Genomic DNA, 17,954 nt, shown 5'->3' on the forward strand with positions numbered 1-17,954 from the left:
TTATGACAGTAACGATTAAAGATGTGGCGAAGCGAGCGAATGTCGCACCATCGACTGTTTCACGCGTCATCGCAGATAGCCCGCGCATTAGCGAGAAAACGAAGAAAAAAGTGCGCGAGGCGATGAAAGAGCTTGGCTATCATCCGAATTTTATCGCGCGCAGCTTAGCGAATAAGTCGACGCAAGTCATCGGTTTAATTATGCCGAGCTCAGCGGATAAGGCGTTTCAAAACCCGTTTTTCCCAGAAGTGATTCGCGGCATCAGTAAAGCGGTGCACGATCGTCAATATGCGTTACAGTTATCGACGGGGGAAACGGAAGCGGAAATTTACGATGGCGTCGTGCATATGGTGCAAGGAAAGCGTGTCGATGGAGTCATTTTGCTGTATTCGCGTGCGAACGATAAAATTATGGCGTACTTGCAAAAAGAAGATGTGCCGTTTGTCGTCATCGGGAAACCGCATAAAAAAGCGGAGGAAATTACACATGTCGATAACGATAACGTGCGCGCGGCACGCGAGGCGACAGAATATTTAATTGAACTCGGTCATGAGCGCATCGCTTTTGTCGGCGGAAACGTCAATCTCATTGTGACGATGGATCGTTTGCGCGGATATGAAAAAGCGTTGAAATCGGCCGGACTGACGTATCGAAAAGATTACATTGTACATGAAGAATTTTTAAAAGAAGGCGGACAAGAGGCGATGAAAGAGCTGCTTTCACTCGCTGAACCGCCAACTGCGCTCGTTGTCGCCGACGACTTAATGGCGCTCGGTGTCTTAAATACGCTTGCAGAAATGGGCTTAAGCGTGCCAGCGGATTTATCGATCGTCAGCTTTAACAACGTGCTTTTATCGGAAATTTCCCGTCCGCCGTTAACGTCGGTAGACATTAACATTTTCCAACTTGGCTTTGAAGCGGCAAGAAATTTAATACAACAAATCGAAAATCCGAATGAGCCAATTAAACGAATTATCATTCCACATACGCTCGTAAAACGATTTTCGTGCGATTACTACAAAGCGCCTTCTGAATAAGAAGGTGCTTTTTTTGTAAACGGGCTAGGCGGGAAGAAAGAAAAACGTGTAATATATTTTTAATATTATTTATATTTACACATATTTTGTGATTGTATGGAGGAGCGAAAAAGATGGTGCTACATGAACAAATGGGGGAAGAAGTGCGCAACTATATTGATCAACGAACGAAACAGCATGGAAGTTTTAAAGAAGGAAGTGGAGCGGCGGTGGCCTTTCCGATTGTCAATATGGCGCTGGCGATGCTTCATATGGCGACATTTTCATCAGCAAACGTAGCGACAGGGAGCGATCATGATGAATAAAGGAAAAGTATATATTGTTGGGGCAGGTCCAGGGGATCCGAAGCTCATTACTGTATACGGACGTGAATGTATTGAAAAGGCGGATGTCATTATTTACGATCGGCTCGTGAGTGCACAGCTGTTGACTTACGCAAAAGAAGGAACAACGCTTTTATATTGCGGCAAAGAGCCGAGAAAGCATGGGAACATTCAGCAACAAATTCATCAATGGCTTGTTGAACATGCGTTGCAAGGAAAGACGGTCGTCCGTTTAAAAGGCGGCGATCCGTTTATGTTCGGTCGCGGTGGGGAAGAAGCGGAGCATTTACGCGCATACGGCATTCCGTATGAAATCGTCCCCGGTGTGACAGCTGGCGTCGCTGCCCCTGCCTATGCCGGTATTCCTGTGACGCATCGCAATTATGCTGGCGGGGTGACGTTTATTGCGGGACATCAGAGCGGGGAACGTGATCGCATTCGCTGGGACGCATTAAGCGAGGCAACGGATACGATCGTATTTTATATGGGGATGGCAAATATCGCTTACATTTGTGAACAACTACAACGTCATGGTAAAGATGGCGAGACGCCTGTGGCAGTCATCGAATGGGCAACAACGACAGAGCAACGAACCGTTGTTGGTACGTTACAAACAATCGTTGACATCGTTCATGAAAAACAACTGTCTTCGCCTGCTATTATCGTTGTCGGAGATGTCGTCCGCTTACACGATCAATTAAAGTGGGTGGAAGAAAAATAAATCGGGCCAAAAGAAGAAATCATTCAACTTGCCGATTTAGTGACGGAAATGAAAGAAGTGAAACATGATTACCATAAAGGCGTTCATGCGATCAAAGGGATTGATTTGTAGATGATTCGTTATTTTATCTTTACCATTGAATAATGTAAAGATAAAATAAAAGTAAAGAATATGTGGGGGGATACGATGAAAAATAACACATATGTTTATGCGTCGACGCTTTCTTCGAAACATCAAGTGACGATTCCGACGAAGGTGAGAGAATTGCTCGGGGCAGAACCGGGCGATCAAGTTGTGTTTGTTTATGGCGAAAATCAAGAAGTAACGTTGAAAGTAAGAAAGAAAGATTCGTTACTATCGTTATTTGGAAGCATGCCACCAAAGCGGGAACAAGAAGAGATGAATTGGGAGGACATTCGAAAAGAAGCTAGAGAACAATGGCTTGCTAGCAAGCAGAAGAAAGAAGATGAACGATGTACATTTTAGATGCAAATGTAATTGTTCGCTTTTTAACTAACGATGATAAAATCCAATCACCAATTGCTTATCGATTATTCGAAAAGGCGGTAAACGGAGAACTGTCGTTTGTACTACATCCGTTAGTGATTGCAGAATGTTGTTGGGTTCTCGAGTCAAAACGTTACGGTTATCGGAAAGAAGAAATAGCTGAACGCTTAACACAGCTCGTTGAGGGTCCTTGTATAAAAACGATCGATAAAGAAATGGTGTTGCAAGCGATAGCGAGTTACGGAAAGCATCGCGTTGACTTTGCGGATGCTTATCTTAGTTCACTTATGAAACATTCTCCTACCGTACAAGCGGTCATCACATGGAATGAAAAGGACTTTAAAAAACTAGCATGTGAATATTATTTGCCTGATCGTATTGTGTGAAAAAGCTGATGAAAGTCAGCTTTTTCACAACACGTTAAAATATCTCGCTTCCGGATGGGCGAAGACGATGGCAGAAACGGACGCTTCAGGTTCCATCATATAGCCTTCCGTTAAATGAATGCCGATTTCTTCTGGGCGTAAAAGGCGAAATAGTTTTTCTTGGTCTTCGAGATTCGGACAAGCAGGGTAGCCGAAAGAAAAACGCTGTCCTTGATATTTTGCCGCAAATCGTTGTTCCATCGTAAAATCAGGAGAATCTGGAAAACCCCAACGGTCGCGCATAATTTGATGAACGCGTTCTGCTAATCCTTCCGCTAGTTCAAGCGCTAACGCTTGAATGGCGTGGCTTTTTAAAAATTGTCCTTCTTCTTTTAGACGTTGTGCCATATCGCGCACACCTGCCCCGGCCGTCACAGCAAATAGCCCGACGTAGTCGATTTGTTCATTCGAAAGATAATCTGCTAAGCATAAATATGGTGCTTTCGTTTGTCTTGGAAACGTAAACGTTTCAATGACCGTTTGTTGATCATGCGGGTCATAAATAATGATCGTATCGCCATCGCTTCTGGCTGGGAAAAATTGATATACCGCTTTCGGTGAAAGCGACTTTGTTTGTTTCGCTTCAGCGAGCAGCTCATCGATTAACTCTTTTAACATGATTGCTTTTTCGTTTCCTTCCGCCAACAGCTTTTTTACATTTCCTTTTAAACCGAGATGGTGCCCGAGAAGCATTTGCCAATTGACGTACGGTTCAATATGTGAAAGCGGAATGTCTTTTAATATATGTTTTTCTGTATCGGTCGGCACGTAAATCGGTGCCCGCTTCACATTTGACTTTGTCATGACAGCGACTGCGCTTTGCTGTTCGATTGTTTGTTTCGTTTTTTCTTTTTTCTCATAAGAAATGTCTTGCTGGACGATACGGTTGGCAAGCGTCAATCCTTCCATCGCATCTTTGGCGTATAACACGATGCCGTCGTATTCTGGCGCGATTTTCGTATCGGTAAATTTCCGTGAAAGAGCGGCACCGCCAACTAAAATTGGCAAGGAGATGCCCGCTTGTTTTAAGTCTTGGGCGGTGAGCACCATTTGTTGAGCTGATTTCACAAGCAGCCCAGATAAGCCGATCATGTCTGGCTGTTCGTTTCGCACCGCTTCGATGAGCTGTTGTGGCGTGACTTTAATGCCTAAATCGACGACGTGAAACCCGTTGTTACTTAAAATAATATCGACTAAATTTTTTCCGATGTCGTGCACATCGCCTTTGACTGTTGCGAGCAGCACTTTTCCTTTGACGCTCGTTTCGTTTTTTTCCATATACGGCTCTAAAAAGGCGACAGCCGCTTTCATCACTTCTGCGCTCTGTAACACTTCCGCGACGATGAGCTGATTATCGTTAAATAGGCGACCGACTTCGTCCATTCCGTTCATCAGCGGACCGTTAATAATGTCAAGCGGGCTGTACGTTTGTAAGGCGAGCGTCAAGTCTTCGATGAGCCCGTCTTTCGTTCCTTCAATGACGTATGTGGCAAGCCGCTCTTCTAACGTCATATGGACGTTTGTTTGTTTCGGTTGTTTCGTTTTATCGCGGTAAAATTGAATAAATGCGTTTAACGTTTCATCGTTTGTGTGAAATAACAACGCCTCTGCTAAGCGCACTTCTTCTTCAGGAATGGACGCAAACCGCTCCAATTTTTCCGTATTGACGATCGCGTAATCGAGCCCTGCTTGCGTGCAATGGTATAAAAAGACGGAGTTTAACACTTCGCGTCCGACAGGTGGCAAACCAAATGAGACGTTGCTAATGCCGAGCATCGTTAAGCAGTTTGGCAAATGTTGTTTAATGAGACGAATGCCTTCGATCGTTTCTTTTGCTGCGCCAATATATTGCTCATCTCCAGTGCCAATCGGGAAGACGAGCGGATCGAAAATAATGTCGTGCGGTGAAACGCCATATTTATTGACGAGTAAATCGTATGAACGAAGGGCGATGTCCAGCTTTCGTTTCGCTTCAATCGCCATTCCTTGTTCGTCAATTGTGCCGACGACGACTGCTGCACCGTATTGATGAAGAAGCGGAATAATTTTTTCAAACCGTTCTTCCCCGTCTTCTAAGTTAATGGAGTTAATAATCGCTTTTCCTTGGGAATACGATAACGCACAGGCGATGACGTCTTCATCGGTCGAGTCGATGACGAGCGGCACTTTCACTTTTTTCACGACTTGTTGAATAAATTGCTCCATATCTTCTTTTTCATCGCGGTCAGGGTCCGCTAAACAAATGTCGATGACGTGCGCTCCATTTTTCACTTGTGCGCGCGCAATTTCCGCCGCTTCTTCGTATTTGCCTTCCGCGATGAGCCGTTTAAATTTACGTGAGCCAATGACGTTCGTTCGTTCCCCGACAAAAAGCGGACGCATCGTTTCATCATATATCAACGCATCAATGCCAGACACAGCGTGCATGGCAAACTGTTTTGGGATCACGCGCGGCGGAATGTCGCGAACAGCTTCCGCGATGGCGCGAATATGTTGTGGCGTCGTGCCGCAACAGCCGCCGACAATGTTTAACCATCCTTTTTCAGCAAATTGGCGAATTTTTTTCGCAAGCATGTCTGGCGTTTCGTGATAATGTCCTTCTTCGTCAGGAAGCCCAGCGTTCGGATAACAGCTGACGGCCGTGTTCGCTAATGAAGCGAGCGAGCGCAAATGGTCGGTCATAAATTCCGGACCTGTGGCGCAGTTTAAACCGACGGCAAAAGGTTTCATATGTTGAATGGAAATAAAAAACGATTCGATCGTTTGCCCGGCAAGCGTCGTTCCCATCGGTTCAATCGTTCCAGAAATCATTAGCGGCACTCGTTTTCCGACCGCTTGAAACGCTTCAGTAATACCGAGAAAGGCGGCTTTGACGTTTAATGTATCTTGGCACGTTTCTAACAACAATAAATCGACGCCGCCAAGTAATAGCCCGCGCGCCTGTTCTTCGTATGCGGAAACGAGCTCCGCAAACGTCGCTCCGCCTGTGACAGAAAGCGTTTTTGTCGTCGGGCCCATCGAGCCGGCAACGAAGCGCGGCCAATCGGTTGTCGTATATTTTTCCGCTGCTCGTTTCGCAAGTTTAGCTGCTTCGATATTTAACTCAAGCGCTAAATGGCCGAGGTCATATTCGTCTAGTACGATGCGCGTTGCCCCGAACGTATTCGTTTCGACAATGTCAGCTCCTGCGGCAAAATATGCTTCATGAATGTGAGAAATGACGTGTGGGGCAGTGATCGTTAAATATTCGTTACATCCTTCATATGCTTCACCGCCAAAATCGTCTGCGGTTAAGTTGGCGGCTTGGATCATCGTCCCCATCGCTCCATCAATAATTAAAATTTTCTTTTCAAGCTGTTCAAATAAACTAGCCATGATAAACCGTCCTTTCTTTTGCGAGCCGCTCTTTTTCATGAATGTAGCGAACGAGTTCGACCGTCATATCGTAACGTAAAAATGGTGTAATTAAATAAATGCCTTGGAATAAATCGAACGCGGCATCGATGAGCGCTTTTGCGATCGCTAATCCTTCTTTTGTTGATTGAACACGGTCGTTTGCGCACATGGCCATGCGGTTGCGAATGTCGTCAGACAATGTAATGCCCGGCACTTCGTGATGTAAAAAGTCAGCGTTGCGCGCGCTTGTGAGCGGCATAATGCCGATGTAAATGGGCGTCGGTAAATGTTTCGTCGCTTCATACACGTCTTCGATTTGTTTTTCGCTATAAAGCGGCTGTGTTAAAAAGTAGTGCGCCCCGCATTCAATTTTTTTCTCGAGCCGCTTCACCGCTTTATCTAAATGGCGTACGTTCGGGTTAAAGGCGGCAGCGATCGAAAAGTTCGTTTTTTGTCCGAGCGGTTTTCCTGAGTACGAAAGCCCTTCGTTAAATTGGCGAATTAACGAAATGAGGTCAAACGATGATAAATCGTAGACGGACGTTGCGCCCGGAAAGTCGCCTACTTTTGACGGATCGCCTGTTAAAGCGAGCACGTCGGTCATGCCGAGCGTATGAAGCCCCATTAAGTGCGACTGCAAGCCGATTAAGTTTCGATCGCGGCATGTAATATGAATGAGCGGGCGCATGCCGAGCTGTTGTTTGACGATCGTGCCGACAGCGACGTTGCTAATGCGCGGTGTCGCAAGCGAATTGTCGGCAAGCGTTAAGGCATCAATGTTCGCTTCTTTTAACGCCTTTGCTCCTTCTAAAAATGTCGTTAAGCCGAGTTTTTTCGGCGGATCGAGCTCGACGATAATCGATCGGCGCGTGCGAGCGATGTCGGCAAGAGAAGGGGCTGTCGTTTGTTTTTCTTCTTGGACGACGATCGGATGGCGCTGTTTTACTTCTTTTTTATATACAGGTGTGCGATCGGAAAGGGCGCGAGCAATGGCCGCAATATGTTTTGGCGTCGTGCCGCAACAGCCGCCGATAAGCCGAACTCCTTGCTCGCGAAAGGCGCGCGCCGTTTCTTCAAAATATTGTTCGCTCGTTTCGTAAATAAAGCGACCGTCGCGATATTGCGGCAAGCTTGCGTTCGGATATACCGATAAAAAAGCGCGTGTTGGAATCGGCACTTCTTCAAGCGAGCGCAACATATGGTACGGGCCGAGATGGCAATTTAAGCCGACGACATCGGCACCGAGTTGTTCTAATTCGGTCAGCGCTTCGGCAAGCGGCATTCCGTGTTGCAGAACGCCGATATCGTGCAACGTGACGTGGGCGATGATCGGCAACGTCGTTTCTTTGCGAGCGATGGAAAGCACCGTTTGCAATTCTTCGAAATCGTAATACGTTTCAAGCAAAAGTCCGTCGACCCCTTCGTTTAACAACACGTACAGCTGTTCACGAAACGTCCGTTTCACTTCTTCAAGCGAAATCGTGCTTTTATTCGTGCTGCGCAGTCCTCCGATCGTACCGAGCACGTAGGCGCGCCCTTTTGCCGCTTTTTTCGCAAGTTCGACCGCCGCTTCGTTTATTTTTTTTACGTCATCTTGCAGCCCGTAACGTGCTAGTTTCACGTAGTTGGCGCCGTATGTGTTCGTTTGAATGACTTCTGCGCCTGATTCAATATACGCTTCATGAATATGGACAATTTCTTCAGGTTTTGTGACGTTTAATTCTTCAAAACAACGATCGATGCCGTGCGCATATAATAATGTCCCCATCGCTCCATCAGCGATGACGATGCGTTCTTTTAAATCATCTAACAATCCCACGTCCATTCCTCCGTTTCTTCGTTTAAAGTAAAAAAGTCTTCCCCATAAGAAGAAGACTTGACGCGCTCCTTCTTATCTTCCAAGCGAATCGCTTGTCTGGACTTAGCACCTTGACGATCGTCAGGTTGCTGAAGGTTCATCGGGCCAGTCCCTCCCCTTCTCTCGATAAGATGTTGTATGAAGTTACTCATAAATGTAACTGATTTTTTAGAAATATTCAACTATTTTATTTCAAAAAAGAAAAAGAAGGCAAAGCGCCTTCTTAACGGTAGTTGACGAATTGAACGTCAATCGGTAAATCTGCCTCGCGAATGGCGGCGATCACTTTTTGTAGGTCGTCTTTACTTTTGCCGCTGACGCGAATTTGGTCTTCTTGAATTTGACTTTTTACTTTTAAGCCTGTATTTTTAATGATTGTGTTAATTTTTTTCGCATTGTCTTTGTCGATGCCTTGGACGAGTTTCGCACGTTGGCGCACCGTTCCGCCAGATGCTGCTTCCACTTTTCCGTACTGAATGTTTTTTGTCGGCACGCCGCGTTTAATGAGTTTGCCGATGAGCACATCTTTGAGTTGCTCCAGTTTAAACTCATCGTCAGAAATGAGAATGAGTTCATCTTTTTCAAGCGAAATGTCGCTTTTGCTTCCTTTAAAGTCGTAGCGGTTTTGAATTTCTTTTAACGCGATGTTGACTGCGTTCGTCACTTCCGACAAATCGACTTTTGACACAATATCAAATGAACTTTCTTTTGACATATGAACCACCTCAGCATAAATTCGTTGTGCTTCCATTATAGTCGATTGTTGGCATACGAACAACTTTACAAAATCTTTATATTATAAAAAGTAAACAAAATGTCGGAATGTGTCGATATAATAAATGAAGCACGATTTGATCGAGAGATAAGGAGATGAGGAAATTTGATGAAAAAAATGATTTCACTCTTGATGGCATTCGTTTTGTTGCTTGCCGCAGGGTGTTCGCAAACGGGTTCTTTTCAACCGAAAGAGCGAATAAAAGTGGGCATTATGTTGTCAGACGTCGGACTCGGTGATCAGTCATTTAGCGATTCGGCGTTTAAAGGATTAATGAAGGCGCGCGATGAACTCGGCATCTTTTTTGACTACCGTGAGTTAAAAGAAACCGAGACGTATGAAAAAGGATTAACGGAGCTCGTTGAAGCAGGAAACGATCTCGTCATCGGATTAGGATTTATGGTGCAACAAGATTTAGAAAAAGTCGCGAAAAAATATCCGAAACAGCAATTCGTATTAATTGATGCGGTATCTGACCTACCGAACATTACATCGATTACGTTTAAAGAAGATGAAGGAAGCTTTTTAGCGGGCGTAGTCGCTGGCATGTTGACGAAAACGAACAACGTCGGTTTCGTTGGCGGAGCGGATGTGCCGCTTATTCGTAAATTTGCGAACGGTTTTATTCAAGGGGTAAAAGCGGTTAAACCGGAAGCGAACGTGCAAGAAGTGTATGCCGGCAATTTCGGTGATGATAAGCTTGGGGCGCAAATTGCAAAACAAATGATCGCAAATGGGGCAGACGTCTTGTATGCGGCGGCTGGATTTACAGGTGTCGGCGTGCTGCGCGAGGCGGAAATGAATAAAAAATATGCGATCGGTGTCGATAGCGACCAATATTTTTATGCGGAAAAAGCGGTTGTTACATCGATGTTAAAAAATGTCGATGTCGCATTATATACAGTCATTAAACAATACGTTGAAACGAAAGAAGTGCCAAAAGGGACGGTTCAGCTTGGCTTAAAAGAAAATGGCGTCGATTTGGCACCGATTCGCGTCGTGACGTTCACTCCAGAGCAACAAGCGACGCTTGAAAAATGGAAAGAAAAAGCGACAAACGGCATCGCAAAATAAAGGAGGAATATGATGACGATTAAACAACGATTGTTATTTCACTCATTAGCTACACCCGTCATTGCAGGGGCTATTATTGTGTTTATTATTATAAATATGCTTTCGATTCAATCGTCGAATCAAGATTTTGTGCCGCTCATGATGAAATCACAACATTTGCAGGCGGAGCTAAAAGCGACGAAACAAAGTTTAAGCAACTATGCTTACAGTCCGACAGAAGGAAATAAACAAGAAGTGATCGTTCATTTAGCGGAATCGGAAAAGTTGCTTCAAGCATTAAATAAAGGATTAACTGAGCCGTATTTTCGTTCTGCGCTTGAGCAAGCGAATAAAAAATTCGCTGAGCTTGCCAAACAATCGAATGATGCGCTTGATGCAAACGATGTAGCGGAAGTGCGCCGCCAGTCGATGCGTGCCGAAGGGGTATTGAACGATGTGTACGTCGTTAACACGTATGTGAGCGAATATTATACGTACATGCAAAAAACGTTACAAAAACAAATTGATCGCGTCATTACCGTTTCGCTTGTTGCGATTGCGGTTGTGTTATTGTTTGCAGGATTTAGCGGCGTCCGTCTTACACAAAAAATGTCGACGCCGTTGCGAAAAATTGCTGAAAACGCAAAACAAATTGCGAACGGCAATTTGCGCATTGAGCCTGTGAAGTATAATGGAAAAGACGAATTGGCCGATTTAAATGCGGCGTTTACGACAATGGCCGATCAATTGAATGTGTTGCTTCAGTCAGTTGATACAGTCAGCAAGCAAGTCGAAGCGTTTGCGAAAGAAATTGATGAAGAAACGAAGACGTTAACAGAAATTAATAACCAAGTCGCTGTATCGACGAACGAATTATCTGCAGGGGCGCAAAGCATTTCTGAAGACTTACAAAGCGCCGTACAGCTCATTGAACGAATGGAAGGAACGGTACAGGAGAACGTCGGTCGGACGGAGCAAACGGCCCGTTATAGCGATGAAGCCGTTGAAGCGATTACGCATGGTCAAGCCGCGTTAGCAGAACAAAAAGGATTTATTGATGAAAATACGAAGGCGACCGCTTCGATTGAACAATCGACTGCGCAGTTTGCGACGTATGCAAGCAAAATTCAAGATATGGCAAAAGCGGTTGCTGATATTGCAACGCAGACGAACTTGCTTGCGTTAAATGCGGCCATTGAAGCGGCGCGAGCAGGCGAAGCGGGCAAAGGATTTGCCGTCGTTGCCGAAGAAGTGCGCAAGCTTGCGGAAGAATCGTCAAAAGCGACAAGCCAAATTTTCGAAATGGTACAGCTCATTCAATTGGGGTTGACGAATGTGACAGAAGCGGTTCGTCGTGGGGTTGACATTGCCGAAGCGCAGGCGAAAGCGATTGAAACGACGACGGAGGCGTTTGCACAAATTGAAAATAAAGTGCATCATATTACGACAGATATTCAAGCGCTTGTCGTCGGCATGAACGAATCAAAAGAACTCGGCAAAAACGTTTTACAAAACGTTGAAAGCATTAGTGCGGTTGTCGAACAGTCGGCCGCAGGAAGCGAACAAATTGCCGCTTCTATGGTTGAGCAGTTAGAAGCGTTCAAAAAAATGAGCGAAAAAGTGACGACGTTGCGTCAACTAACAGACGACTTACAACAAACGATGGCAAAGTTTCAAATGAAGTAAAAAAGATGCTCCGCGCGAGCATCTTTTTTACTAAGTATTGTTCAACTTTTTCGTTTTCAGTCGTATGTTGCAGTGATATAATGTGAATGGCACGGTGATATGCAGGGTGGGCAGTGGCTACTCCCTTATAGAAAGGGGGGCTACTGATGATTGCAGTTGAAGATGCACTAACGTTAATGATTGCCTTTGCATCTTTAATTGTCGCAGTAATTGCGGTTGCTAAAGATAAAAAGTAACCCACCCTGCTAGGCCCAAGTGAGGGTAGGTTACTTCCTAACATGTCTCGGGCCACTGCACGTCTTGCAGTAAGCCGTGTATCGTAGGGCATTGGTGGCAGCCAATGCCCTATTTTTAAAAGATAAGAAAGTATAAAAGTTCGAATTGATGTCTAGCTCCAAGCGCCATCGGCTCGAGTCGCTCCGCCCCTTCTTTCGGCGTCTAAGCCTCCTCGGTGGGGCTTGTGCGCTCTTCGCCGATAGGCGGGCGCTTTGCGCTTTTCTTATGTCAATTCATTTTCACCTTTCATTATAACGCGAAAAGGGAACAATGAAAAGAGATACTGCGATCCTCTTGTTTTTACAAATGATTCGTTTCTTTTGAATAGGCGCGCTTGCCAGCTTGGCGGTTTTTTTCGCGCTCCATATTCTTTTCATGTCGTTTGGCATTATTGTCTTTTGCTTTTTTGTCGTTATCGCTTGTCATCATCTCGCCCTCCTTTACCGGTAGTGTAATCATTGCTCAAGCTGTTTATTCAAGAAAAAGAGGGCGATCGTTCCCGGTCCGGCATGCGCTCCGATGGCGCCACCGATTTCAGAAATGAAAAATTGTTTGCATCCGAACGTTTCTTCAATCATCGCTTTTAATTCGAGCGCCGTTTGTTCATCGTCGCCGTGGCTAATGCCGATCAGTTGGTTTTCAACGTCTGCTCCGCGCTGTTGCATCAGCTCGACCATGCGCTTCAACACTTTTTTCCGTCCGCGCACTTTTTCAATCGGAATTAATTTTCCATCCTCGACGTGAAGAAGCGGTTTAATGTTTAACACCCCGCCGACAAACGCAGCCGTTTTGCTGACGCGCCCACCGCGCGCTAAATATTGCAAGTCATCGACGGTAAAAATATGTTCCATATGGCGACAATACGTTTCGATTGTCGTGACGACATGTTCATACGGCATGCCGCTTTCAGCTAGCTCAACCGCTTTTTTTACAACAAGTCCAAGGCCGAGCGATGCGCATTTCGAGTCGATGACCGTCAATTTTGCATGAGGATATTGTTCAAGCACTTCGTTTTTCATCATGACGGCTGTTTGATATGTACCTGACAAAGCAGAAGAAAAAGCAATGTAAATGGCAGGGATGTTTTCTTGCGCAAGTGTCGTAAATAGCTCTTTCATTTCGGAAGGTTTCGCTTGCGACGTTTTCGGCACATCGCCTTTACGCATCGCTTCGTATACTTGTTTTGGTTGAATCGTCAGTTGGTCATCGTAATCGTGGTCGTTTATATGAACAGTTAACGGCAAAAAGGCAATTTGTTTTTCTTGTATAAAAGAAAGTGGCAAATCGCACCCGCTATCCGCTATAATTTTAATATTCATTTCAATCACCCCTATGTATGTACTTATTTTAAGTGTACCGATTCTTATAAAAAAAAACAATCTTATCGCTTTGTAGGAGGATGTTCTGTGGATGTAAAAAAATTGTTTGTCGTCGTGATTGGCGGATTATTAAATGCGATCGGCATGAATTTATTTTTAATTCCAGCAAACGTATATACGAGCGGGTTTGCTGGGGCAGCTCAGCTCATTTCAAAAGTCGTTGGGGACTATACACCTTATGCGATTTCAACCGGTTTGTTGCTTTTTTTATTTAACATTCCGGTAGCTATTTTAGGGTGGAAAAAAGTAGGGAAGTCATTTACGTTTTACAGCTTTTTAAGCGTTGTGTTCATGTCGTTATTTCTCGAGCTCATTCCGATTCGTTCGCTTTCAGAAGATATTTTATTAAATGCGGTATTTGGTGGGGTGATTGCGGCCATCGGAACGGGCTGGACGTTAAAGTGGGGGGCGTCAACCGGCGGTTTAGATATTATTGCGCTCGTGTTGTCGCGCGTGAACGATCGTTCTGTTGGGACGTACATTTTTGCGCTTAACTCGATTATTATTTTAACGGCTGGATATATGTACGGTTGGGAAAAGGCGCTCTATACGCTTGTGACGTTGTATGTCACGACGCGCGTCATTGACGCCATTCATACGCGCCATCAAAAGCTTACGGCGCTCATTATTACGACAAAAGGGGAAGAGATGAAGCAGGCGATTAAATCGCAAATGGTTCGCGGCATTACGGTCATTCCAGCCAAAGGTGCATTTTTAAATGAAGATAAAGACATGTTAATGATTGTCATTACGCGCTATGAATTGTTTGATTTAAAACGAATTATTAAAGAAGTCGATCCAAAAGCGTTTACGAACATTATGCAAACGACAGAAGTGGTCGGTTTTTTCCGAAAAGAGTAAAAGCTGCGCACGAGGCGCAGCTTTTTACAATGCATCGAGTTCGTCTTGCAAGTCGTGCAACTGTTTTCGCTCGGCATCGTTGGCGTTGGCGAAAGCGGATGAGAGCGTATTTTTTGCCACAGCGATGGCGCGTTCTGTTTTTTCTTCTTTCGCTTTGGCGACCGCTTTTTTCGCTTGTTGAAATAACGGATTGCCCATATTAAAATCCCCCGAGGTTCGTATGATCTGCTTTCTCTGCTTTGCGTCGTTCCGCTTCTTCATACGTCATATGATACGGAATGCGCTCATCATGTTTATAAACAGCATCGGCACCTTGCTGAATGAAACGTTTCGATTTATTTCGTTTGCCCACACGACATTCCCCCTTGTTCGCCGCTTGTGACGCATATGGCGTCGATGATAGTTTGTTCATGTTTGCGCCACAATACGTGAGGGAATTTTTTATAACTTTAATAACGATTGCAAATAAACGGCGATGCCATCTTCTTCATTTGTTTTTGTTACATCGTCTGCGATCGCTTTTAACGGTTCAATCGCATTGCCCATTGCGATGCCTAACCCAGCCCATTTTAACATCTCAATATCATTATCTTCATCACCGAAAGCGATGACGCGCTCGCGTGGAATGCCGTAAAAAGAAGCAATTTTTTCAAGACCGACCGCTTTATGAATGCCGGTTCGGACGATTTCAATGACGTGCCAAGGGTCTGTCCAACTGCGATGGTCGATGACGTTCGCATGCACTTCTGATAAATATGTGCGAATGCGTCCAACGTTTTGTTCATCAGATAAAATTAAAATGCTCGTCGGTTCTTTGCGCAAAATGTCACGCAAGTTTCCGATATATACATTTGGGTTTCCTAAATTAAACAAATCAAGCAACTGTTCGTCATGTTCGTGAAAATACACATCGTCCATCACTTCGGCTAAAATGTTGCGCACGTTGTATTTTCGGCTTACTTCAACAATTTCTTTCACCGTCTCTAACTGAAGCGGCGTATGGTACATGCCCCAACTGTCGTCTTTCGGATGATGAACGAACGCCCCGTTAAAATTGACGATTGGCGTCGTTAATTGTAATTGTTCATAATACATTTTGCTTGCGCGATACGGCCGTCCTGTCGCAATGACGACGATATGTCCCGCTTGTTTTGCTTTTTGAATGACGTCATATGTACGATCAGAAATCGTTTTATTATCTTTTAATAACGTGCCGTCTAAATCAATCGCAATTAAATGTTGGTCCATTGTTTGTTCCCCTTTTCGTTAAAATGATTCATTATTAGTGTATCGTTTTTCCAAAATATTTGTCTATATGGTAATATAATGTTAAAACATAAAATGGGAGATGAGAACATGGTGTCGATTATTCGTGAGTCAATCGCAAACGTTCCGTGCTTGCATGTAGTAAAAGAAGATGATAAACATCATATGCGACCGCTTGTCATTTTTATTCATGGATTTACAAGCGCAAAAGAACATAATCTTCATTTCGGCTATTTGCTTGCCGAAGCCGGATATCGTGTCGTGCTGCCGGATGCGCTTTATCATGGGGAACGTCCAAATCCGCTTTCTGACGATAAATTATATTTGTCGTTTTGGGACATTGTGTTAACGACTATACGTGAATTAGAAGACATAAAAAATGAACTTGTGGAGCGAAAACTTGTTGACCCTGAGCGTATCGGTGTCGTTGGTACATCGATGGGAGGCATCGTGACGTTTGGGGCGTTAACACAATATGATTGGATTCGCGTCGCTGGTTCGCTCATGGGCAGCCCATGCTATCAAACGTTTTTTAATTTGCAGCTGCAATTTGCTGAGCGAAAAGGAATGACGTTGCCGCTTTCTAACGAACAAATTGAAACGTTGCGCAACACGTTAATGGCGTACGATTTATCGTTGCAGCCTGAAAAATTAAACGGCCGTCCGCTCTTCATTTGGCACGGAAAACAAGATGACGTCGTCCCGTTTGATTATACATACGCGTTTTATAAACAAATCGAGCCGTTCCATCAGCCGCTTATGATGCTAGTTGATGAACATGCGGGACATAAAGTGACGCGCGAGGCATTTTTACAAACGATTCAATGGTTTGTCACACATTTATAAAAAAATGTGACACACATCACAAAGAAAAAAGAAGGAGGATGGTACAATCGAAGAAGAAGGAGGGGATAATGATGGTTATTCCAAGACAACATGGCGCTTGGGCGATGTTGCTTATTCCGTTTTTATTCGGGATCGATATCGGTCAAGCGACGTGGCTTCATTTGCCGCTTTTTATCGCATGGTTTTTTTTTTATTTAGCGACATATATATGGACGTTAATGATTAAAAAGCAAGCGAACGCTCGTCATAAAAAATGGTTTATTTTGTATGCATCGCTTGCAGGCGTGTTTGTTGCCGTTCCTATTGCTTACAAGCCACCGCTCATGTATTTCGGGTTAGCCATGATTCCGTTTTTTATCGTAAATATGTATTTTGCGAAAAAGAAAAAAGAGCGCTCGTTTACAAACGATGTCGCTGCAATTATCAACTTTTCGATCGGTGGGCTTGGAAGTTATTACATCGGTACGGGGTACATCGATGAAAACGCGTGGTTTTTATTTATTGCCTCTATGTTATTTTTTATTGGAAGTACATTTTATGTCAAAACGATGATTCGCGAAAAAAATAACCCACGCTATAAGTGGGCATCATGGTTGTTTCATATCATCATCATTGTCGCATGTGTGGCAACGGGAAACGGTTGGCTTGCTCTCGCATATGTGCCAAGTGTCGTGCGGGCGATTTATTTTTATGGAAAATCGCTGTCGATTAAAAAGGTAGGGATTTATGAAATTGTCAATGCTGTTTATTTTGCGCTCGTCATTATGATCGTTTATTAAGCCGACAAATGTGTCGGCTTATTTCATGTTGCATATATCAATCGGACAACCTTCACAGCGAATTTCATCTTTTAAAAATTGCACATCGTGAATCGTGATTTTTCCTTTCTCGACAGAAATGATGCCGAGTTCTTTTAATTCTTTTAACAGACGGCTGACGACTTCGCGCGCGCTGCCGCAAAAATTGGCGAGCTCTTGATTGGTCATCGGCATATCAATGAAAATGCCGTCTTCTGTTTCGACACCGTAGCTGTTCGCTAAGCGAATAAGCGTCGAATACAACGCCCCTTTTTTTCCGTGCAAAATTAAATCGCGTATTTTCGTTTGCATTCGTTGCAATTGCAAATGAACCCATTGCATAAACTGTAACGAAAACGCATGATCCGTCAACAGTTTTTCTTCAAGATGCTGTTTGTGAATGACAGCTAACGTTCCTCCTTCCATCATTTTTGCACTTACCGTACAGATGCACGTCAATTGAAACGGAACGACCTCCCCAAACGCATCGCCTTGTTCACAAATGCGAAGCAATAGTTCGCGCCCTTCCTCCGTCGTTTTGCTTAATTGCACTTTCCCTTCACATACAATATATAGCTCGTTTGCCGCTTCTCCTTCGCGAAATATATATTCTCCTTTTTGCATATCAATCATATGGTGAGGAAGGGAAAGAAGATCGGATAAGGAGATCGGTTGAATTGTCATACACTAACCACCTTTGATTATTGTCTACTTCCATTAAAAAGAAAAATACATATTCGGTCAATAA

At 44.3% G+C, this 17,954-nt stretch carries 20 protein-coding genes, 1 pseudogene and 1 riboswitch; of the genes and pseudogenes, 12 read left to right on the plus strand and 9 right to left on the minus strand.

Annotated features, from left to right (window positions below):
• Positions 1 to 2 precede the first annotated feature (2 nt).
• The 6 genes and pseudogenes from HNR63_RS03045 to HNR63_RS03070 all read left to right on the plus strand — a co-directional run bounded on the left by HNR63_RS03045 (position 3) and on the right by HNR63_RS03070 (position 2,974).
• A complete protein-coding gene (locus HNR63_RS03045; protein WP_009361932.1) occupies positions 3 to 1,037 on the plus strand; it encodes a LacI family DNA-binding transcriptional regulator in 1,035 nt (344 codons plus the stop codon).
• Between the two features lie 113 nt (positions 1,038 to 1,150).
• A complete protein-coding gene (locus tag HNR63_RS13825; RefSeq protein WP_085788340.1) occupies positions 1,151 to 1,342 on the plus strand; it encodes a nicotinate-nucleotide--dimethylbenzimidazole phosphoribosyltransferase in 192 nt (63 codons plus the stop codon).
• Complete coding sequence (cobA, locus tag HNR63_RS03055; RefSeq protein ID WP_181519905.1) at positions 1,335 to 2,081, plus strand: uroporphyrinogen-III C-methyltransferase; 747 nt, start codon at positions 1,335 to 1,337, stop codon at positions 2,079 to 2,081. The genes HNR63_RS13825 and cobA overlap by 8 nt, the downstream gene beginning before the upstream one ends.
• A 3-nt stretch (positions 2,082 to 2,084) precedes the next feature.
• Positions 2,085 to 2,192 (plus strand): annotated as a pseudogene (locus HNR63_RS03060) (cob(I)yrinic acid a,c-diamide adenosyltransferase); the annotation flags it as partial.
• A gap of 75 nt (positions 2,193 to 2,267) precedes the next feature.
• Positions 2,268 to 2,567, plus strand: coding sequence for an AbrB/MazE/SpoVT family DNA-binding domain-containing protein (locus HNR63_RS03065; RefSeq protein ID WP_042534498.1), 300 nt, complete (start codon positions 2,268 to 2,270; stop codon positions 2,565 to 2,567).
• Entirely contained in the window at positions 2,555 to 2,974 is a 420-nt protein-coding gene (locus HNR63_RS03070; RefSeq protein WP_181519748.1) for a type II toxin-antitoxin system VapC family toxin, read from the plus strand. The genes HNR63_RS03065 and HNR63_RS03070 overlap by 13 nt, the downstream gene beginning before the upstream one ends.
• Positions 2,975 to 2,998: 24 nt before the next feature.
• Here HNR63_RS03070 and metH read toward each other — a convergent pair whose 3' ends face one another.
• The 3 genes from metH to HNR63_RS03085 all read right to left on the minus strand — a co-directional run bounded on the left by metH (position 2,999) and on the right by HNR63_RS03085 (position 8,982).
• Positions 2,999 to 6,388: a methionine synthase gene (gene metH, locus HNR63_RS03075; RefSeq protein ID WP_181519749.1), complete on the minus strand. Its 3,390-nt coding sequence runs from the start codon at positions 6,386 to 6,388 to the stop codon at positions 2,999 to 3,001.
• The gene (locus HNR63_RS03080) at positions 6,381 to 8,228 is read right to left on the minus strand and encodes a bifunctional homocysteine S-methyltransferase/methylenetetrahydrofolate reductase (RefSeq protein WP_085788336.1); all 1,848 of its coding nucleotides are present in this window, start codon (positions 8,226 to 8,228) and stop codon (positions 6,381 to 6,383) included. The genes metH and HNR63_RS03080 overlap by 8 nt, the downstream gene beginning before the upstream one ends.
• Positions 8,229 to 8,297: 69 nt before the next feature.
• Positions 8,298 to 8,400: riboswitch (SAM riboswitch) on the minus strand.
• Positions 8,401 to 8,490: 90 nt separating this feature from the next.
• The gene (locus HNR63_RS03085) at positions 8,491 to 8,982 is read right to left on the minus strand and encodes a YajQ family cyclic di-GMP-binding protein (RefSeq protein ID WP_021094041.1); all 492 of its coding nucleotides are present in this window, start codon (positions 8,980 to 8,982) and stop codon (positions 8,491 to 8,493) included.
• A gap of 168 nt (positions 8,983 to 9,150) precedes the next feature.
• Between HNR63_RS03085 and HNR63_RS03090 the strand changes: the two genes are divergently transcribed.
• The 3 genes from HNR63_RS03090 (at position 9,151) to HNR63_RS13775 (ending at position 12,017) form a co-directional block, all read left to right on the plus strand.
• Positions 9,151 to 10,116, plus strand: a complete 966-nt coding sequence (locus HNR63_RS03090; protein WP_181519750.1) for a BMP family lipoprotein — start codon at positions 9,151 to 9,153, stop codon at positions 10,114 to 10,116.
• Positions 10,117 to 10,125: 9 nt separating this feature from the next.
• Positions 10,126 to 11,781, plus strand: a complete 1,656-nt coding sequence (locus tag HNR63_RS03095) for a methyl-accepting chemotaxis protein (protein ID WP_246316720.1) — start codon at positions 10,126 to 10,128, stop codon at positions 11,779 to 11,781.
• A 146-nt stretch (positions 11,782 to 11,927) separates the two neighbouring features.
• On the plus strand, positions 11,928 to 12,017 hold the full coding sequence (locus tag HNR63_RS13775) for a putative holin-like toxin (protein WP_003395444.1): 90 nt from the start codon (positions 11,928 to 11,930) through the stop codon (positions 12,015 to 12,017).
• A 340-nt stretch (positions 12,018 to 12,357) separates the two neighbouring features.
• Here the strand turns inward: HNR63_RS13775 and HNR63_RS03100 are convergent, their stop codons facing one another.
• Both HNR63_RS03100 and HNR63_RS03105 read right to left on the minus strand, forming a co-directional pair.
• Positions 12,358 to 12,483 (minus strand): DUF3941 domain-containing protein, encoded by a 126-nt coding sequence (locus tag HNR63_RS03100; RefSeq protein WP_003395443.1) that lies wholly within the window; start codon positions 12,481 to 12,483, stop codon positions 12,358 to 12,360.
• Between the two features lie 29 nt (positions 12,484 to 12,512).
• Entirely contained in the window at positions 12,513 to 13,376 is an 864-nt protein-coding gene (locus HNR63_RS03105) for a DegV family protein (protein ID WP_085788334.1), read from the minus strand.
• Positions 13,377 to 13,463: 87 nt separating this feature from the next.
• On the opposite strand from HNR63_RS03105, the gene HNR63_RS03110 reads away from it, so the two are divergent.
• Positions 13,464 to 14,297 (plus strand): YitT family protein, encoded by an 834-nt coding sequence (locus HNR63_RS03110; RefSeq protein ID WP_021094767.1) that lies wholly within the window; start codon positions 13,464 to 13,466, stop codon positions 14,295 to 14,297.
• 24 nt (positions 14,298 to 14,321) lie between these two features.
• Here HNR63_RS03110 and HNR63_RS03115 read toward each other — a convergent pair whose 3' ends face one another.
• From HNR63_RS03115 to HNR63_RS03125, 3 genes are all read right to left on the minus strand, one after another.
• Complete coding sequence (locus tag HNR63_RS03115; RefSeq protein ID WP_181519751.1) at positions 14,322 to 14,495, minus strand: DUF3813 domain-containing protein; 174 nt, start codon at positions 14,493 to 14,495, stop codon at positions 14,322 to 14,324.
• Position 14,496: 1 nt separating this feature from the next.
• Positions 14,497 to 14,649: a hypothetical protein gene (locus HNR63_RS03120; protein WP_009361918.1), complete on the minus strand. Its 153-nt coding sequence runs from the start codon at positions 14,647 to 14,649 to the stop codon at positions 14,497 to 14,499.
• Positions 14,650 to 14,738: 89 nt separating this feature from the next.
• Positions 14,739 to 15,545 (minus strand): Cof-type HAD-IIB family hydrolase, encoded by an 807-nt coding sequence (locus HNR63_RS03125; protein ID WP_075039293.1) that lies wholly within the window; start codon positions 15,543 to 15,545, stop codon positions 14,739 to 14,741.
• A 108-nt stretch (positions 15,546 to 15,653) separates the two neighbouring features.
• On the opposite strand from HNR63_RS03125, the gene HNR63_RS03130 reads away from it, so the two are divergent.
• Both HNR63_RS03130 and HNR63_RS03135 read left to right on the plus strand, forming a co-directional pair.
• A complete protein-coding gene (locus HNR63_RS03130) occupies positions 15,654 to 16,409 on the plus strand; it encodes an alpha/beta fold hydrolase (protein ID WP_181519752.1) in 756 nt (251 codons plus the stop codon).
• 71 nt (positions 16,410 to 16,480) lie between these two features.
• Positions 16,481 to 17,188, plus strand: coding sequence for a YwiC-like family protein (locus HNR63_RS03135; protein WP_181519907.1), 708 nt, complete (start codon positions 16,481 to 16,483; stop codon positions 17,186 to 17,188).
• Positions 17,189 to 17,206: 18 nt separating this feature from the next.
• Here the strand turns inward: HNR63_RS03135 and HNR63_RS03140 are convergent, their stop codons facing one another.
• A complete protein-coding gene (locus tag HNR63_RS03140; RefSeq protein WP_085788331.1) occupies positions 17,207 to 17,890 on the minus strand; it encodes a Crp/Fnr family transcriptional regulator in 684 nt (227 codons plus the stop codon).
• Between the last annotated feature and the right edge of the window lie 64 nt (positions 17,891 to 17,954).

This window comes from Anoxybacillus ayderensis (assembly GCF_013761015.1).
Classification (GTDB): Bacteria; Bacillota; Bacilli; order Bacillales; family Anoxybacillaceae; genus Anoxybacillus; species Anoxybacillus ayderensis.

Coding starts and splice junctions, on each gene's coding strand:
- HNR63_RS13825 (WP_085788340.1), top strand. CDS start 1,151: ATGGTGCTACATGAACAAATGGGGGAAGAAGTGCGCAACTATATTGAT.
- HNR63_RS03045 (WP_009361932.1), top strand. CDS start 3: ATGACAGTAACGATTAAAGATGTGGCGAAGCGAGCGAATGTCGCACCA.
- metH (WP_181519749.1), bottom strand. CDS start 6,388: ATGGCTAGTTTATTTGAACAGCTTGAAAAGAAAATTTTAATTATTGAT.
- HNR63_RS03090 (WP_181519750.1), top strand. CDS start 9,151: ATGAAAAAAATGATTTCACTCTTGATGGCATTCGTTTTGTTGCTTGCC.
- HNR63_RS03065 (WP_042534498.1), top strand. CDS start 2,268: ATGAAAAATAACACATATGTTTATGCGTCGACGCTTTCTTCGAAACAT.
- HNR63_RS03115 (WP_181519751.1), bottom strand. CDS start 14,495: ATGGGCAATCCGTTATTTCAACAAGCGAAAAAAGCGGTCGCCAAAGCG.
- HNR63_RS03085 (WP_021094041.1), bottom strand. CDS start 8,982: ATGTCAAAAGAAAGTTCATTTGATATTGTGTCAAAAGTCGATTTGTCG.
- HNR63_RS13775 (WP_003395444.1), top strand. CDS start 11,928: ATGATTGCAGTTGAAGATGCACTAACGTTAATGATTGCCTTTGCATCT.
- HNR63_RS03130 (WP_181519752.1), top strand. CDS start 15,654: ATGGTGTCGATTATTCGTGAGTCAATCGCAAACGTTCCGTGCTTGCAT.
- HNR63_RS03135 (WP_181519907.1), top strand. CDS start 16,481: ATGGTTATTCCAAGACAACATGGCGCTTGGGCGATGTTGCTTATTCCG.
- HNR63_RS03125 (WP_075039293.1), bottom strand. CDS start 15,545: ATGGACCAACATTTAATTGCGATTGATTTAGACGGCACGTTATTAAAA.
- HNR63_RS03140 (WP_085788331.1), bottom strand. CDS start 17,890: ATGACAATTCAACCGATCTCCTTATCCGATCTTCTTTCCCTTCCTCAC.
- HNR63_RS03095 (WP_246316720.1), top strand. CDS start 10,126: ATGATGACGATTAAACAACGATTGTTATTTCACTCATTAGCTACACCC.
- cobA (WP_181519905.1), top strand. CDS start 1,335: ATGAATAAAGGAAAAGTATATATTGTTGGGGCAGGTCCAGGGGATCCG.
- HNR63_RS03070 (WP_181519748.1), top strand. CDS start 2,555: ATGTACATTTTAGATGCAAATGTAATTGTTCGCTTTTTAACTAACGAT.
- HNR63_RS03100 (WP_003395443.1), bottom strand. CDS start 12,483: ATGACAAGCGATAACGACAAAAAAGCAAAAGACAATAATGCCAAACGA.
- HNR63_RS03105 (WP_085788334.1), bottom strand. CDS start 13,376: ATGAATATTAAAATTATAGCGGATAGCGGGTGCGATTTGCCACTTTCT.